The sequence below is a fragment of the Paenibacillus sp. CR_12 genome (genome assembly GCF_041953985.1).
Lineage (GTDB): Bacteria > Bacillota > Bacilli > Paenibacillales > Paenibacillaceae > Paenibacillus_AQ > Paenibacillus_AQ lautus_A.
The window spans coordinates 1065546-1082283 of the sequence record NZ_JAVFHO010000002.1; the positions used below are offsets into that span (position 1 = coordinate 1065546).

Genomic DNA, 16738 nt, shown 5'->3' on the forward strand with positions numbered 1-16738 from the left:
ATCGGTATCTACACTCCTATTCCAGCCTAGCAGCCGTATCGATCCAGTATTTGCAATTCCCGTCCGCAATGGAACTGAGTTCCCCATGGTTCCATTCTATGATGCGACGGGAAGCCAGATTGGTTTCATCGCAGGTTAGAAGGACCCGGCTTATGTTCTTCTCACAGGCTTTCTTAACGAGCCCCGCCAGCATCTGTTTGCCATATCCTTTCCCCCACTCCGACGGCCTGATGACATACCCGATATGCCCCCCTGACTCCAACAGCTTCTCATTCAAGCGGTGTCTGAGCTTGCCGTAACCTACAGGCTTGCCGGTATGATACAGCCAATAAATCGTCTTGGGAACATACTCATCCGGCAGATTGATGCTTCGTGCCATTTCGTAATTGCGACGGACCTTGGAGGAGAATTCCTCCATGCTGCTGCTATTTAAGCCGTTAACAAAGCCGTTCTCGCCGGAGCCAATCTCCTGGACCATAAACAGCAGACTCTCATCCTCCTTCTCCAGCAGCTCCCTTAATGCTGACGTCAAGTCTATCCCTCCACTTGAAAAATCGAATCTACAATGACAGGCAGCTGATCCCGCAAAGATACCGCGCCGAATACGGATCTGGCATGGATCCCTTGATCCCCGAACACCTCAAGCATCAAGTCCGAGAATCCATTCAACACCATATGATGCTCTTCGTAATCGGTTGTTGCATTAATGAAGCCCTGAACCTTAACCACCCGCTTCACTTTATCAAGCGATCCAAGGCCTTCCCTCAATACGGACAAGACTTCGATTCCGGTCAGCCGAGCATATTCGTATCCCTGCTCCGTTGTGTAATGCTCGCCCAATTTGCCCCTTGGCTGCCCGGATGGACCCTTGCCGGAAACATACATCAACCCGTTCACGATGACGTAGTTGGCATACTTGGCTGCCGGCGATCCGGCTTTTGGCAAGCTGATGCCCAGCTGCTGTATACGTTCCTCCGCACAAACGTTCATTTGATCACTCCTAAAGGAAAATCATTCAAATTAAATTTCAATAATTGTATCACGGAATAACCGTTTTACAAGCAAAAAAAGACCAACCCCATTCATCGGGATTGGTCTTGGATGTAACACTGTCTGCTCTTAGATCCGGAACGAATACGAAGCGTAACGCTCCGCATTGTCAATCGCCTGCCACACGTCCGTCGTTTCTGCTCCCGGATACCAATAGGCATACCCGGCAATTCGGTATTTGGCGGCCATGAGATGTTTCCATGACAGGGAGCGGGAATCCTCGGTCCATATGCGATGCTGGATGCCTCTGCTGCTATAAGCTGCTTCATATTGCGCCACGCTGGCATTCCAAGTTAAGGAAGCCTGGGTCAGACGGATGCGATGTCCCTGTTCAATCAAACTGATATCCGACGAGGACACCGATGAAGCAATCTGCCAATCCCTCGTATAGAGCGGATACGCAATGATGCTCTTCTTAGCCGGCACTTGGGTCAGCAGCTTGCTCAACGCGGATTCGCTCCATGGCAGCGAGGATACGGAGCCCGCTTTCGGCGAACCGCCCCAGTGCTGGTCATAACTCATGAGCACCATATAGTCCACTAGACTGCCAAGCGCCGCATAATCGAAGGCAGCCGTCCAATCCGTATTCAGATCAGGTGATACATCAATGGATAACTTGGCTCCAAGCCGTTTCATTTCCATGGATAACTGCGTGATGAAGGCCGTCAGATTCTGCCTGTCCTCAGGCATGACGTTCTCAAAATCGATATTGATCCCATCCAATCGGTAGCGGGATACGCTCGCAGCCATGCTGTCTACGACAGACTTCCGGGACTGCGGACTGCTTAGAACCTGGTGGGTTCCTTCCGAATTCGCGCGGTTGCCCACCATAGCCCACACCTGCCGGCCATTGTTATGTGCCCAATTCAGCAGCTCGATGTCGGTGCTGTCCGACAGCTTCCCGTTAGACTCCATGTAATACCACCGCGGCACCAGCACATTCAACCCGGCCCGTTTGGCATAGGAGATATATTGCTTGGTCGAGCCATTGTACAACCAGCCCATATGAATATTCGCAGCCGGCTGGCTGTCGATCATGGATTTCACGTTTCCCGATTGAAGGACCCTGTCCAGCAGCATTGCCGTTTCTTCCCGGGTGATCGGGTCCAGCGGTCTGAATTGGCCTTGGCTTCCTTGCAGCCAGCCTGTATTCGTCGCTTGGCCGACCGCACGCCAAGCCCATGCCGCGATCGATTCCGAATCCGTATAGTAGCCGGCTGTATATCCGTTATCGTATCCAATATCCTTCATGGCACGAATAACGATGACCGCAGCTTCCTGTCTCGTTATCGAAGCATTCGGAAAGAACTTGTAGCCGTTCCCCTCCACGATGGATAAATTAAGGCCTGCATGAACCCAGCCGTAGTACCAAGCTGAACGGGATACGTCCTGAAAGGCGGGCAGATCGTTCGGAACAGGCTCCATGTTCAGCATTCTGGCAACCATAGCGATAAATTCGGCCCGCGTAACCGGATTTCGCGGCAAAAAAGCTCCTGTGCCATCCCCGCTTACGATGCCTCGCTTGGCCAGACGGTAAATCGCGTCTTTTGCAAAGCTGGACGAAATATCGTGAAAAGCGGTCGGGCTAGGAGCTTGAGCTGCTGATGCCTGAAGGGGGCTTATAAACGCTGTAAATGACAAAAGGAAACAAAGTGACAGGATATATTTCTTCAAAGGGGCGCCTCGATTCTATCATCTGATATTCTCAGCATATCAGATGATGATAGAATCAGGCATTATGCATTTCTTGGGAATGTGGGCAACGGTCAAGGATTTAACAAGTCAAAACGACCGCGCCTATACCTTCGACTACAAGGGAATCCCGGCTCAATCCCTTCACATGCTCTTCTCCAAACAGAACCTTCCAATCGCCCAGCTCGGGTATCGTCAGGGAGGACGGTTTGCGTCCGGCATAATAGAGCACATAGATATGCTCTGCCGGGTCGCCGCCCGCATGATCGCGAAGCATGAAAGCAACGGCATGCTCCGGGCACGGCTCGAAATGAAGATGCTTGCGGATCGACGCGGCATCCCTCATTCTGAACGCCGGATGATTCCTGCGCAGCTGAACGAGCCGCTGGATGTACTTCACCCCGTCCTGGTGTTCCGATGCCATTCCCCAATCAAGCCGGTTCACCTCATCGCTGGCATTGTAGCTGTTCTCCACACCGTTCTTGGAGCGATAATACTCTTGGCCGGCGTGCAGGAAAGGAATACCTTGGCTGGTAAGAATCATGGCCGATGACAGCCGGTGCATATCGCGGCGAACGGCATCCGACTCCCCAACCGTAGACAGCATGATTTTATCCCAAAGGGTATGGTTATCGTGACACTCCACATAATTCACGCACTGATCCGGCTCGGAAGCAAACGCCTTGATATCTTGGGAATACGGAATGCCGCCCACGATGCCTTGCTTCACCTTGTTTTGATATCCGACGCCGCTGCTCACAAAGCCTTTATAATCAAAATGAAAGATATCCCCTTTAACTGCGTCACGGAAACCATCGTTAAAGTGCGCGATTCGCGGCATCAAGGCCGCTTGCTGCTGATTCGCCCGTTTCTTCTCGTCCAGCTCGGTATTCATGACCCAGCCTTCGCCGATCGTCATGATGGAAGGATCGATTTCGTCCAGGCGCGCACGGATTTCATTCATCGTCTGCACATCCAGCAATCCCATCAGGTCAAAGCGGAAACCGTCCACCCGATACTCCTTCACCCAATGCAGGACGGATTCCACAATGAACTTCCGCATCATCGGACGCTCGGATGCCGTGTCATTGCCGCACCCGGATCCGTTGGAGAATTTGCCGTCTTTTGTGTAGCGGAGATAATATCCCGGCACCAGCTTCGTAAAGTTGACCAAATACCCGTCATAAACGTGGTTATACACCACGTCCATGATGACTCGAAGGCCTTGATCATGGAAGGTCTGTATCAACTCCTTCAATTCACGGATCCGAACCTCCGGCACATACGGATCGGTAGCATACGAGCCTTCAGGAGCATTATAGTTCTTCGGGTCGTATCCCCAGTTGTACTGAGGCTCATGCAGCCTGGTCTCATCCACGCTTTCCGTGGCAAAATCATAAATCGGCAGCAGTTCCACATGCGTGGCCCCAAGCTCCACGATATGATCAAGTCCTGTACGAATCCCTCCCGGCCCCCGGGTACCCGTCTCCGTCAGACCTTTAAACTTGCCCTTAAACTCCACTCCGCTGTCCGGATGAATGGTGTAATCACGAACATGCAGTTCATAGATAACGGCATCCAGCGGGCTTTGGAACGGCGGTTTCTCGTCTGTCCAACGTTCGGGATCGGTCCGGGCCATATCCACGATGTAAGCCCGATCGCCATTGACGCCTACGGCTGCCGCGTAGGGATCGACTGCTTCATTCCATTGATCCCCGATTAGCACCTGGTAGGTGTAGAACATCCCATGAAGATTCTCTTCTATTTTCAGCAGCCAGGTTCCCTTCACGTCGCGCGTCATCGGGAAACGCCGGGCTTCTGACGTCTTCCAATCCGGGTACAGCAGCACGTAGGCCTCGGTGGCCGTGGGTGCCCACAGGCGAAACTTGGATTCTTGGGCTTGGTAGGTTAATCCCAAGTCGGTTCCGTCATAATAAAACAGCTTGTCAAATTCCTTATCAAAAACGGAGACGCCCCCGGTTACCGCGGGATCCCCGTAGTGAATAACAGCGTTGCTTTCTTTTTGTACCGACAAGATGTTCACTCCTCATTTAGGCTTCCGGTCAAGTTGCAGTCCTTCCACTTCTTCTTTCGTAATGGTGCGGTTTCCATAGCGGGCTTCCTCGTACAGCTCGATCAAGGACTGCGGAACGCGATCCTTCCGTCCGTCCCATTCCTTAAGATCGTTTTCGGTCTCCCGCGGTGTAAATGACGCTTTCCAATTATAGCCTTCCCTGATGCTTCGGGAAAGTATCAAACGATACATTTGTCGGATTTTCTCATTCAGATGTTCCGGACCTTCTCCTTCCCGATGCCTTCCGCCGATACGCACGCCGGACAACAGCCGTCGCAGCCGCTTGGATGCCGGGTCATGCTCTATATTCTCCACTTCGTCCTCATAGCCCAGCTGGGGCTGGACGTTCTGCCTGTTCATCATCCTATTCATCCACGCGGAGAATTTTCTGTAGAGGCTGGGCAGCACTTTACCAAACCGGAACAGAACGTATAGCATGCCGATCCCGATCACGGTGAACACGCCATAAATCAGCACTTGCTCCAGAACTTTCATCCACTGGCTGGGCGGCTTGGTTTCTTCATCGAGAAACGGCATCTCGGGAGGAGGCTCCGACATGGAAGGCGGCTCCGGCGCTTGCTCTGCACCCGAGCTGAACCATCCGGAGATCCAGGCGGCGATCCCCCTCGCCATATCGGAGACCCACTGCTGCAGCTGCGGAAGAAAAGCGACCAGCGCAATAAGGATCAGCAAAACGAGGATAAACCAGCGATTGTAGCGCAGCACGCGCCGTTCCAGCACGGGCTGGTCATTGCCTGGCAGCGTTTCGTCCAGCACGTATTGCCGGTTGACGATCAGCAGGGTCAATCCTAACGCAGCCGCTCCCATCCAGGTCAGAGACGATATTCCGCCGCGGAAGGAGTCCATGAAACTGAGAAAAAAGCTGCTGACCCCGTACAGAATCAACCCAATAAGGAAGTATGTTCCCGGGAACATCAAATTCCAGTTCACCTGCTCCATTCGGCTTCCGCGAATACTGGCAATAAACAACAGCGGGATAACGTAAGCAAGGGCGATATCAACCCTTACAAAGGCAACGGATACAGCAACGGAAACCAGGCAAGCCCATACGAACGCTTTGAACTGACGATCCATGTTGAACCAATGTGCACCTGCGTAGCCCAGGACGTACCCGCCTAAAACCAGTGCAGGCCATATCCATCGATACGATTCAGGCAGCAGATAGAATGCCGGGATGAAGAGCACCGGGAAATACAATATACACTCCACTAATCCCTGCAAAAAAGCCCTTATAAATCCGGAGCCTCGGCTGGTCATGCGGACACCTCCTTCGCGGGAGAAGGCACGTCGCTGAGAAGGAATACCTGGATCGTGTGCCCGTTATCCCGGAATCGCTGAAACATCTCTTCCAGCCTGGGACTGACGTAAGTGCTCAGAATGAGGATATCTTTAGCTTCTTCATGTCGCGACAGCTCGTGGGCCAAATAATCATGAAAAGAAAGCCGGCGGGTCAGCTCCAGCCTGGCCAGCATTTCGAATATCAGCTCCTGCTGCATCATGCCGCCTGCGACCGGAACAAATGCTTCATCGCTTGAATCCTCGCCAAGGGTTCCATTGGTCCCCATCCCGATCTCCATGCCCTGTGACAATAAATGCGCCGTAATGCCGGCAGCCAGGCGGATGCCATATTCAATGGCCTCCGGACGCGTTGCCTTGCTCCACATCTGCTCATGATCTTCAATATTCAAATAGATGAAGAGCCGGCTGTCCGCGGTCGTATCCCGCCTGTGAACCTGCAGGGTTCCCGTCCGTGCAGTCGCTTTCCATTGGATATCCTTAAGCGGATCACCGTCCCGATATTCGCGAACGCCCGATATCAGGAACGGATCCTCCATGATCCATCTGCGGACCAGCATCTCCCCCATCCAGGTCTGAACCGGGAGCTCCATGTCCGACGCATCCATCGGCATCGGATACACGATAATTCCGCCGGACAGGGTCTTGCTCTGGACAACCGACTCCATGCCGACCAGATCCCCTGTCGTCATCGATACCGTTCCCAGCTTGTACAAACCTCTTCTTTTCGCGGTAATTCGATGTCTTCGAAGAATCTTGGTCCACGGCAGCAGACTGAAGAAGCTCTTATGGTTCTGATTGAATTGCCCCTCGCTGATGTCCAGGTTCAATTGGTTATCGAACGCCAGACCCGAGCGGAACTGGGATTCTACCCGAAGCCAGGGCACCGGCAGCGCTTTACGGTTCTCGATGATTTCGATCAATTCCACGGAATCTCCCTCATAGCAGGTCGATACCTTGAAGGAACGGCTGTAGTTCAGCTTTTGGAGTGCCGTCCGTTTGAAAATCTTGCCCTGCACGACTACAACTACAGCAGCGATCAACAATATCCAGTAGGCTCCCATCGCCATCGCCCCCTACGACGAGATGCCTTCTTCTGTCGGTACGGCAACCTGCTGCAGCAATCGTTGGATCACTTCTTCTGACGCAGTCGCGCCGCCGCGGTTGTGGAGCGTCCCCCGCAGCTTCAAGCGGTGCGCCCACGTCGGCACGGCGAGTTCCTTCACGTCATCAGGCGTAACGAACTCTCTCCCGTTCAGGACGGCCTGTACCTGCACCGCCTTCAATAATGCCTGGCAGCCCCTCGGGCTTACGCCGGAGGCGACGGCTTCATCCCGTCTCGAATGCTCGGAAAGCGCAACGATATAAGCCAACATCTCATCGCTGACATGTACTTTGCTGACGATATGCCTGGCTTGTACGATGCTGTCGGACGCTGCGATGGCCGTCAGGGATTCCAGCGGCTGTTCGTCTTTGAAGCGCTTCAAAATATTCACGCTTTCCTCCGAGGTAGGATACCCCATGTTCAGTTTGAATAAAAAGCGGTCCAGCTGTGCCTCCGGCAGCGGAAACGTTCCCTGCTGCTCCAGCGGGTTCTGCGTGGCGATGACCAGAAACGGTTCTTTCAGTTGATGGGTTACTCCGTCGATGCTGATCTGGCGCTCCTCCATGCACTCGAGCAGGCTGGACTGCGTACGAGGCGTCGCCCTGTTGATTTCATCAGCGAGCAGGATATTGGTGAACAGGGGACCGGGACGGAATTCAAACGTCGCGGATTGTTGATTATAGAAATAAATGCCGCTCAGATCGGACGGCAGCAAATCCGGCGTAAACTGCACTCGCTTAAACGTGCAATCAATCGACCTGGAGATGGATTTGGCCAACAGCGTCTTCCCGGTTCCCGGAACATCTTCCAGCAGTACATGACCCGATGTGACCATGGCAATAAACAATCTGTCGATCAGCTGCTCCTTGCCTACCATAACTTTGGAAACGTTTGCCCGAATGTCGTCGGCAAGACGGCGGACGCCATGATAATCTGTAATGATTGTAACCACCCCTTATGTAGTTTAACTTAACAACAAAGTTCGTCACGACATCCCATAATTCCTGTTATTCGGGACAAAATAAGACCGATTAGCCAAGTTTGGCCAAGCCTTCAATGACCAGGGCGCGCCTCTTCCAATAACGCCAAGAAGCCGTCCAAGGACGGCTCCCGGGAAATCACCCTCAGTAGGGGATACTCATGCCGTGTTGTATTAGCCGATAAAATGAAGCCCATTTTATTCTGACGGCCTGTTTTCCTCCGCGGAATCCGAGCCGCTTTCCGGAATCAACAGTTTAGCCAGCTCCGATTCCGCCTGCTCTCGGCTGTCGATCCGGATGTCGATATAATGCTTGACCTCAGGCGCCTTTGCATAATACGGTTCCAGAGAGGCAGCCCATTTCTTATAGTCCGGGTGCCCGCGGAAGCCGATCAGGTGATCCTTAATGCCGCTCCAGCGGACAAGGAATATATATTCATCCCGGTTCTCCACGCACTTGTGAAGTTCATGGCCTACATACCCCTTTTTGGATAACAATACGCCGGAAGCCTCCCGAAAGGCACTTTCGAATTCGCTTGCCAGCCCAGGTTTAATATAAAGAATGGCTGATTCCAGTATCATAACGTTCCCCCTCTTTCGACATCGATCCGATCAACGGTAAGGCAGCGCTTCAGACTTCGCAGCACCAGGCTATGAAAACAAGTAGGTGCAGTCAAGTATATGCTGGTATAATGAGAAGAATGAATATACGAATGAGGATGAGACTAACATGGCATTCGGCATCTCGAAGCAGGAATTACAGCAATGGAAACAGAAAGTCGCCAAAGGCGATATCGCGTTTTTAACCCATTATTGGTACGACAAGCGGTTTCCGGAGTTTCATACCGTAACCAAAGTAGGCTGCTCGGATATTCAGCGCCTGAAGGACTGGTGCATATCCAATGGATTAAATCCGCAGTATATCCATCACCGCCAGCCATACCCGCATTTTGACCTGATCGGTCCCAAGCAAACGGAATTGCTGCAAAAATATAAACTCGAAGATCATATCACGAGATTCGGTCTGTCATAACGTCTAGTCGCTCGACTTGAATTCAAGGTGACAGTCCGCTGATAGCACAGAAAACCCGCCTTGATCCACGGTATCGCTCCATACATTCCGTGCCCGATCAGGCGGGTTCTTTAGTCATCATGTCAAGGCCTGGACCATGCCAATATTCCAGCCTGGCTCATAACATTATGTTACGGCTTGGCTTGTCATCTTTTTCAGCGTTTTATGGATCCAGATCGCAGCCGTTGCGCCTTCCCCCATCGCCACGGTGGTTAATTCGGAATGGACGCCCAGGTCGCCTGCAGCCCACAGCAGTTCGACGTTCGTCATTTTGGATCGGGGATCGGTCTTCACATGCCGGTTGTGCTCCAGTTCCGCCCCCAACTGCTCGGCCAATTCGGAATAGATCATGTTCCCTCCAAAGGAAATGAAACCGCGCTCCGCGCGGATGATGCTGCCGTCTTCCAGCACGACCGCCGACAGGATGCCGCCTTCCTCCTGAATTTCGGTTACTCTTTTCTCTATATACGGAATCCCAAGATTCGCTAACTGCGTCATGTTCTCGGACGAAGCCGGCTGTCCCTCATGATTGACATAGATGATTTCCTTCGCCCGCTCGGATAACAAAATGGACATATTGGCACCGGGATCGCCCGATCCCAGCACAACGGTTTTTCGATCCTGAATTTCATACCCATCGCAATCGGGACATACAAAAACGGATGTGCCCAGCGTAGACATCAGGCCCGGCAGCTTGGGAAAGCGATCCATCAAGCCTGTTGCAAGCAGCATGCTTTTTGCCCTGTACCTGGTTCCGTCTTTACCGGTTAACACAAAACACTTCGCTTCATCCCGTTCGGCCTTCCGTATATCATCGGCTGCAAACGCAACGCCCACGGCCTCCGCCTGCTTCCGCCCTCGCTGTCTGAGCTCTTCACCGGACACCCCTTCCGGCCATCCTAGTATGTTGCGGTAGCTCTTGCAGATGGTGGAACGCCCCGTTCCCCGGTCGATGACCAGTACATCGTAGGCCGAATACCGTCCCAGTTGTATAGCTGCCTGCAGACCTGCAATTCCGCCGCCAACAATAATGCAATCTTTCACGTCTCTGTCCATCATGTAGGTTTATCCACTCATTTCTGTATCGAATTAAGAGCTAAAAACTCTTGTGATCAACGCATGCTTCCCGAATAGAGATACACCCTAATATTTAACCAATCCGATGCGATTTACTCCTGATCAATCAAATAACCCCCGGCACATCATGCCGAGGGCTATTCAATAAGGCCTTTACAGGAGAAACTGTCCTGCTAATGCGCCAATGATGACAACAAGCCACGGGGGACTCTTCCAGAACATCAGCATCCCGAACAGTCCCGCGCCGATCACAAATTCAAGCGGACCGTGGATGGAGGAAGTCCATATGGGATGGTACAAAGCGGCCAGCAGAATTCCGACCACAGCCGCGTTCATGCCTGTCAGCATGCCCTGCAGTTTCGGGTTTCTTCTGATACCGTTCCAGAATGGCATGGCTCCTACCATGAGCAGAAATCCGGGCAAAAAGATGGCAAGCGTGGCAACGATGCCTCCGGGTATTCCCTGAATCAGGACCCCAAGATAAGCGGCAAATGTAAACAACGGGCCAGGAACCGCTTGTGTCGCCCCGTAACCGGTTAGAAAATCCTCTTTAGACATCCATCCGTTCAGTACCGTCTCGCTTTCCAGCAGCGGAAGAACGACATGCCCTCCGCCGAATACAAGCGATCCGGCACGGTAGAAGCTGTCCACGATGGCTACCCATCCATTATCGGTTATCCCTTTAAGGAGCGGGAGACCTACTAACATAACGACAAACGCTCCCAGGCAAAAGAGTCCGGCTCTCCGTCCGATCGGCATTTTCATATCGGGTGTTGCCTCTTCGTTTGCTTGACGCTTGAACAGCCACAATCCCGATAGGCCAGCTAGAGCGATCACCGTCACTTGAGACACGGGACTCTGCCACAGCAGCACGACGGCCATGGCGATTAACGCTACAGCTGCCCGGACAGGGCCTGAGGCCAGCTTTCCTGCCATACCGAGCACCGCTTGCGCTACGATGGCTACCGCGACGATTTTAAGTCCCTGAATCCAGCCTGCCGAGCCGGGATCGAAGGTTTGCATCAGATAGGCAAAAATCATAAGCATGAGCACGGACGGCAGCGTGAAGCCGAGCCAGGCGACAAGTCCGCCCCAGAGTCCGGCTCTCATAACCCCAACGCCAATGCCTACCTGGCTGCTGGCAGGTCCGGGAAGGAACTGGGCCAAGGCCACCAGATCCGCGTAGCTTTTCTCATCCAGCCATTGTTTGCGCCGTACGTAGGTCTGGTGAAAGTATCCGAGATGGGCAATCGGCCCGCCAAATGAAGTAAGTCCCAGCTGCAGAGCAGTCCACCAGGTTTCGCCGAGCGCACGCCACCTTCCGGACGGTTGTCTGTTGCCAACTTGAGACTGTGTTTGCTCTTTATCTGTCTGTAGATTCAAGATACCATCGCTCCCCGTTTGCTTGGTGTAATGTGATAGAACTCTTAACCCGTTCAGTCTTAAGTATATAGATCATCTTTATCAAATTTCAGAGTATACCATATTCTCATGATCAATCTACCCATTTATGTAAACGCAATGTAAATTTTTCAGACTTGAATGCTTCGCGTGAATGTCCGCACATGCATTAAAAAAAGAGCGATCCAACTGGAGTATCTCCATGGATCGCTCTTCATATCGTTCTAATAGCATGATGCATCACCAGATGCTGACTTCTGCAGCTTTAAGCCTCCGTCTTCGTTTCGTCAGGAACGGACAGATAACCTGGCTTCGCTGCCCCAAAACCAAAGATGAACAACACCACGACAACGGCGGACAGCACCGTCAGAGGCACCTTCCACCCTCCCGTTGCGTCATGCAGGAACCCGATCAGCATCGGACCGACGGCAGCCAGCAAATAACCCAACGACTGGGCCATGCCCGATAACGCGGCGGCTTCGTGGGCCGTTTTGGTACGAAGGGTGAAGAACATCAGGGACAAACTGAAATTCGCCCCGCCCGAAATACCTACCAGCATCACCCATAGGAGATTCAATGAAGACATGCCGGATAACAAACCGGCATAACCGATCAGCATGGACAATGCAGAGATCGTTACCAGTACGCGCTGGTTCGGATTCCGGCCGGCCAGGACTGGAATGACGAAGGAAAACGGCAGGCTGACAAATTGGAGAATCGAGAGCATCCATCCTGCGGCGCCGTAATCCATGCCTTGGCTTCTCAGAATCTCGGGCAGCCAAGAGATGTTCACGTAGAACGTAAACGATTGAAGCCCCATAAATAAAGTAATATACCAAGCAAGCGGCGACTTCAGCACGCTCTGCTGCTTCGAAGCAGCCGAACTGACCTCAGCGGTTTTTCCGGAACTGCGGCGCTGGATCAGCCATACGATCATCGCCAATATGGACAAGGATCCCCAAATTAACAGGGAGCCCTGCCAACCAAGCCCGGCTTGGGTAGCCAGCGGAATGCTGACCCCCGATGCAATCGCGGCGAGCAGGTTCATCGAGGCGGAGTAGGTGCCTGTCATCAAACCGATATGGCGCGGGAAGTCCCGCTTGACCAGACTCGGGAGCAGCACGTTCCCGACGGCTATGGCCATACCTAGAAATGCGGTACCTATCAACAGCGTATAGGGAGACGATATCGAGCGTATGCCGATGCCGAAAGTCAGCACGACCATACTCAGCAGAAGGGTTGTCTCCAGTCCCCATTTTTTGGCCATGGCCGGCGCCATCGGCGACAGTAAAGCAAAGGCTAATAGCGGCAGCGTTGTCAGCATGCCTGCCAATGTGTTCGAAATTCCCGTATCCTCTCGAATGATTCCGATCAGCGGACCTACCGAAGTAATCGCCGCCCTGAGGTTAATGGCAATAAGGATGATGCCTGCAAAGATCAACCATGTGCGCCCTGTGGAATTGGTGTTTGGATCTATCGATGTTCTTGATGTCATGACATGGACTCCTTACTTTTCATGCGATATGTAAAAATAAACTTATCCGAGTTTATCACAAACCCGGACTTTAGGCCATAGCCCCGGGAGGTCAACATCCTGGCGGCAATGTCATGTAATAACGCATGGACGCACCGAAGAGCCCTACACAACCGGGCTCCAGGCATACACGGATAATTTTTGGACATCGCGAATCAATTCATTATACCGGTTCAGGATATCCTCGGTTGCAGCATGGCGGAACTGCTCAAAGATCCCCATGCACCGCAGCATCCCGTTATCGCTTTTGATTCTGATCGAATACTCGAGACTGTCCAGGATATAGGATAAACCGCGATCATACTGTTTGGCATTTAAATAGTATATCCCTAATTCGGCGAGAAGGCGGGTGTATTGATTTAATGTTACGTGTACATTAATGCTGCTGATTTGGTTTTTCTGCGGTTTGTAAATAAAATGCTGTTTAAAACGTTCAAGTATATAGTCTACACTGAACCGGTGTCGATTTGCTGCAAGTACAATATGACACAGTGCCACAAAGATTTCATCTTCTCTTGATTCGATGTATTTTACATAATCAGGAAAAATGCTAAAGTCACCAGCCAAGATGGAAAACAAGTAGCGGTTGGCTTCAGCCCATTCACTAAACTGCTTTATGACTCTACATTCATCTTCGGTAGGGTCTTTAATCCAATCAGGCTTTTCGTATAACCGTGTATAGGACAAAGCTTGTTCATAATCCCCACGTTCACCATAACTATTTTCTCGAGCTAAGTATGAATACAAGATATAAAAAACTAAAGGTTGATTACCTATATATTCATTGTATTGATTCTGATATCTAATCATGGCTTTTGATCCCATTCTTATAGCTAAATCGTCCACTTTATCCCATTGGCCTAATGAACCATTTACGTTAATTAATTCTACATATGCATCAAGTTGATACGCTTCTTCCAACCGTTCAATGTAAGGCTCAAATAGCACAACAGCCCGCCAGTTCGATTCTTGACTATCACTTAACCTTTGTAAAAAAAGACGGTAGTGACACAGGGCGAGCCTTTCAGAGTGTTGGAATTTTTCACTTTCGGCAACACATTCATATAAAACTGCCGCAGCTTTATAATTTTTTTCGTTATATAATAATTCCGCCAATTCAAATAACATCGGGGCGTAAGTGATGTTTTCCATTGCCATTCGGGCTGCTAATTGCATACAATCCAGTTTATCTAATTCTATACATCGTTGAAGAAAAGCTCCAAGTCGTCTCCAGTCAGGGGTTGTATGAAAGATACATTCGAATATATATCTTTCATAAAAATGACCTTCACTAAATCCTATACAGGCGGTGATAAGGTCCAGTTGATTCATTGACATTGGACGATTCCCATTAAGTATGCTGCTTAAAGATCCACTGTTAATACTAGATATCTTTGCAAACTGATTAATTGTCAAACCATGTTCTTGCAAATATCTAGCTATTTCTCCGCGAATCGTGGCTGTCGTCTCCAAGTAACAACACCCCCAGAAAAATCTATAAACTTAGCCTTTCCCTTTACACTTGAGGGCTCCAGGCATACACGGATAATTTTTGGACATCGCGAATCAGTTCATTATACCGTTTTAGTATATCCTCGGTTGCAGCATGGCGGAACTGCTCAAAGATCCCCATGCACCGCAGCATCCCTCTGTCACTATTGATTTTTATCGAGTACTCCATGCTGTCAACGATATAAACTAAACCACGATTAAACTTTTTGGAGTTCAAATAGTATATGCCTAGCTCGGTAAGGAGGCGAGCATGTTGATTCATCGTAACTTGCTCACTTACCTTGCCTAGTTGATTTCGTTGTGGTTTATATATTAGATACTCCCGAAACCGCTCTATAATATAATCGATGTTGATGCGATGTCGATTAGCTGCTACCACAATATTGCATAAGGCCGGAAAAATTTCATCAGTTCTAGATTCAACATAGTTTACATATTCAGAAAGAGCGTCAGAATGTCCAGACATTAACCTATATAGGTAACGATTCGCTCTCGCCCATTCTTTAAATTGTTTAATAATTATTATTTCCTGTTCTGAGGGCGTCTTTATCCAATCCGGGTTCTCATACAGGGACAGGTAACTTAATGCTTCTCCAAAGTTTCCAGATTCACGACAGACACTCGCCAGAATGAGAAATGAATAGAGTATGTAAAAAACTACAGGCTTTTCCTGCTCATCATTCATGATTGCAGTGTTAAAGTTATTCTTATATTGCAGTCTTGCTATTTGACCCATTTTTTTAGCTAGGACTTCCACAGTATCCCACCGTAGAAGTGAAATGTTCACATTAATAAGTTTTCTATATGCGTCTAATTGGTAATTTTCATCTAGCCTATTGATATATTGCTCAAATGATACTGCCAGTTTTAAGTTATCATCCACGTTATCACTTAACTCCACCATAAAGAGACGATAGTGACATAGTGCAAGCCTTTCTGAATGCTGGAATTTTTCACTTTCAGCCACACATTCATAAAGCAATGCAGCAGCTTTATACTTTTCTTCTTTAAAAAACACCTCTGCCATTTCGAAAAGCATTGGTACGTAATTGATGTTTTCCAACGTCATTCGTGCAGCTCTATGCAAACAATCCAATTTATCCAGTTCAGCACACCGTTCAAGAAAAGGCCCAAGCCTCCGCCAATCCGGAGTGGTACGAAAAATACTTTCTGTTATATAAAGTTCATAGAAGTGCCCCTCTTCAATCTCCATCCCTTTGGTAATCCGGTCTAACTGGTTCATAGACATGGGACGATTACCATTCAAGATATTACTAAGTGTTCCGCTGTTAATGCCGGATATCCTCGAAAATTGGTTAATCGTCATACGATGATTCTGCAAATACCTTACTATTTCTCCGCGAATCGTGGCTGTCGTCTCCAAGTAACAACACCCCCAGATGGAAAACCAAATATTAGTAATTAAATGCTAATATTTTATAACATTAGAATCAACCATTTTTATGATGTAAATTTGAAATAAATAGTTTAGATTCCTTCCTCACTTCAACTGTAAATGATCAAGACATAAATAAAAGATGACTTCAGAATATCCGAAGCCATCACTTTATGAGATCATCTTCTATAAAATTTATTAAGATAGCTAAAAGCAAGCATTAAAAACTTAAGTTGTTCCTATTCCATGATTACTTAAAGACTTCATCATTTCATTAGGGATATTACTTTCTGCATTTACAATTAAACTTGGAGTTGCAATCGTTAAAATAATGCTACAGAGGATAAATAGAGAAGCCAATCTTCTTTTCATTAATGTATTCACCTCGCTAATTGATTTTATCGCATTTTTTGTTCAATTTAGTGGAATACGACGAAACTTCGCAAATATTCACGAATTACGCCTTGTATAATTGTAATAGAATCTACCAGGCTTTCCAAGATAATTATGCTACATTATGATAACAAAA

The 16738-nt window shown here is 49.7% G+C and carries 15 protein-coding genes; 1 reads left to right on the forward strand and 14 read right to left on the reverse strand.

The genetic code is table 11. The features are described 5' to 3' along the window. Positions 1 to 16: 16 nt before the first annotated feature. From RB297_RS08545 to RB297_RS08580, 8 genes are all read right to left on the reverse strand, one after another. Positions 17 to 532, reverse strand: coding sequence for a GNAT family N-acetyltransferase (locus RB297_RS08545; RefSeq protein ID WP_375120253.1), 516 nt, complete (start codon positions 530 to 532; stop codon positions 17 to 19). A gap of 2 nt (positions 533 to 534) precedes the next feature. Further along, complete coding sequence (locus tag RB297_RS08550; protein ID WP_375120254.1) at positions 535 to 990, reverse strand: RidA family protein; 456 nt, start codon at positions 988 to 990, stop codon at positions 535 to 537. Positions 991 to 1119: 129 nt separating this feature from the next. Then, complete coding sequence (locus RB297_RS08555; protein ID WP_375120255.1) at positions 1120 to 2724, reverse strand: S-layer homology domain-containing protein; 1605 nt, start codon at positions 2722 to 2724, stop codon at positions 1120 to 1122. A 100-nt stretch (positions 2725 to 2824) separates the two neighbouring features. After that, positions 2825 to 4777, reverse strand: coding sequence for a type I pullulanase (gene pulA / locus RB297_RS08560; RefSeq protein ID WP_375120256.1), 1953 nt, complete (start codon positions 4775 to 4777; stop codon positions 2825 to 2827). Positions 4778 to 4789: 12 nt separating this feature from the next. Further along, on the reverse strand, positions 4790 to 6094 hold the full coding sequence (locus tag RB297_RS08565; RefSeq protein WP_375120257.1) for a DUF4129 domain-containing protein: 1305 nt from the start codon (positions 6092 to 6094) through the stop codon (positions 4790 to 4792). Beyond that, positions 6091 to 7197, reverse strand: coding sequence for a DUF58 domain-containing protein (locus RB297_RS08570; protein WP_096774417.1), 1107 nt, complete (start codon positions 7195 to 7197; stop codon positions 6091 to 6093). Before RB297_RS08570 ends, RB297_RS08565 begins: the two co-directional genes overlap by 4 nt. A gap of 12 nt (positions 7198 to 7209) precedes the next feature. Beyond that, positions 7210 to 8190 (reverse strand): AAA family ATPase, encoded by a 981-nt coding sequence (locus RB297_RS08575; protein WP_213579137.1) that lies wholly within the window; start codon positions 8188 to 8190, stop codon positions 7210 to 7212. A 225-nt stretch (positions 8191 to 8415) separates the two neighbouring features. Further along, on the reverse strand, positions 8416 to 8799 hold the full coding sequence (locus tag RB297_RS08580) for an antibiotic biosynthesis monooxygenase family protein (RefSeq protein WP_375120258.1): 384 nt from the start codon (positions 8797 to 8799) through the stop codon (positions 8416 to 8418). Positions 8800 to 8947: 148 nt separating this feature from the next. Between RB297_RS08580 and RB297_RS08585 the strand changes: the two genes are divergently transcribed. Further along, a complete protein-coding gene (locus RB297_RS08585) occupies positions 8948 to 9250 on the forward strand; it encodes a hypothetical protein (RefSeq protein ID WP_096774419.1) in 303 nt (100 codons plus the stop codon). Between the two features lie 165 nt (positions 9251 to 9415). Here RB297_RS08585 and RB297_RS08590 read toward each other — a convergent pair whose 3' ends face one another. The 6 genes from RB297_RS08590 to RB297_RS08615 all read right to left on the reverse strand — a co-directional run bounded on the left by RB297_RS08590 (position 9416) and on the right by RB297_RS08615 (position 16581). Then, entirely contained in the window at positions 9416 to 10348 is a 933-nt protein-coding gene (locus RB297_RS08590) for an NAD(P)/FAD-dependent oxidoreductase (protein WP_192571346.1), read from the reverse strand. Positions 10349 to 10519: 171 nt separating this feature from the next. Next, a complete protein-coding gene (locus RB297_RS08595) occupies positions 10520 to 11749 on the reverse strand; it encodes a chromate transporter (RefSeq protein WP_375120259.1) in 1230 nt (409 codons plus the stop codon). A 283-nt stretch (positions 11750 to 12032) separates the two neighbouring features. Continuing rightward, a complete protein-coding gene (locus tag RB297_RS08600) occupies positions 12033 to 13262 on the reverse strand; it encodes a CynX/NimT family MFS transporter (protein WP_096774422.1) in 1230 nt (409 codons plus the stop codon). Positions 13263 to 13406: 144 nt separating this feature from the next. Next, positions 13407 to 14774 (reverse strand): transcriptional regulator, encoded by a 1368-nt coding sequence (locus RB297_RS08605; RefSeq protein ID WP_375120260.1) that lies wholly within the window; start codon positions 14772 to 14774, stop codon positions 13407 to 13409. Positions 14775 to 14817: 43 nt separating this feature from the next. Further along, positions 14818 to 16197 (reverse strand): helix-turn-helix domain-containing protein, encoded by a 1380-nt coding sequence (locus tag RB297_RS08610; RefSeq protein WP_375120261.1) that lies wholly within the window; start codon positions 16195 to 16197, stop codon positions 14818 to 14820. A 240-nt stretch (positions 16198 to 16437) separates the two neighbouring features. Then, positions 16438 to 16581: a hypothetical protein gene (locus RB297_RS08615; protein ID WP_375120262.1), complete on the reverse strand. Its 144-nt coding sequence runs from the start codon at positions 16579 to 16581 to the stop codon at positions 16438 to 16440. Positions 16582 to 16738 lie beyond the last annotated feature (157 nt).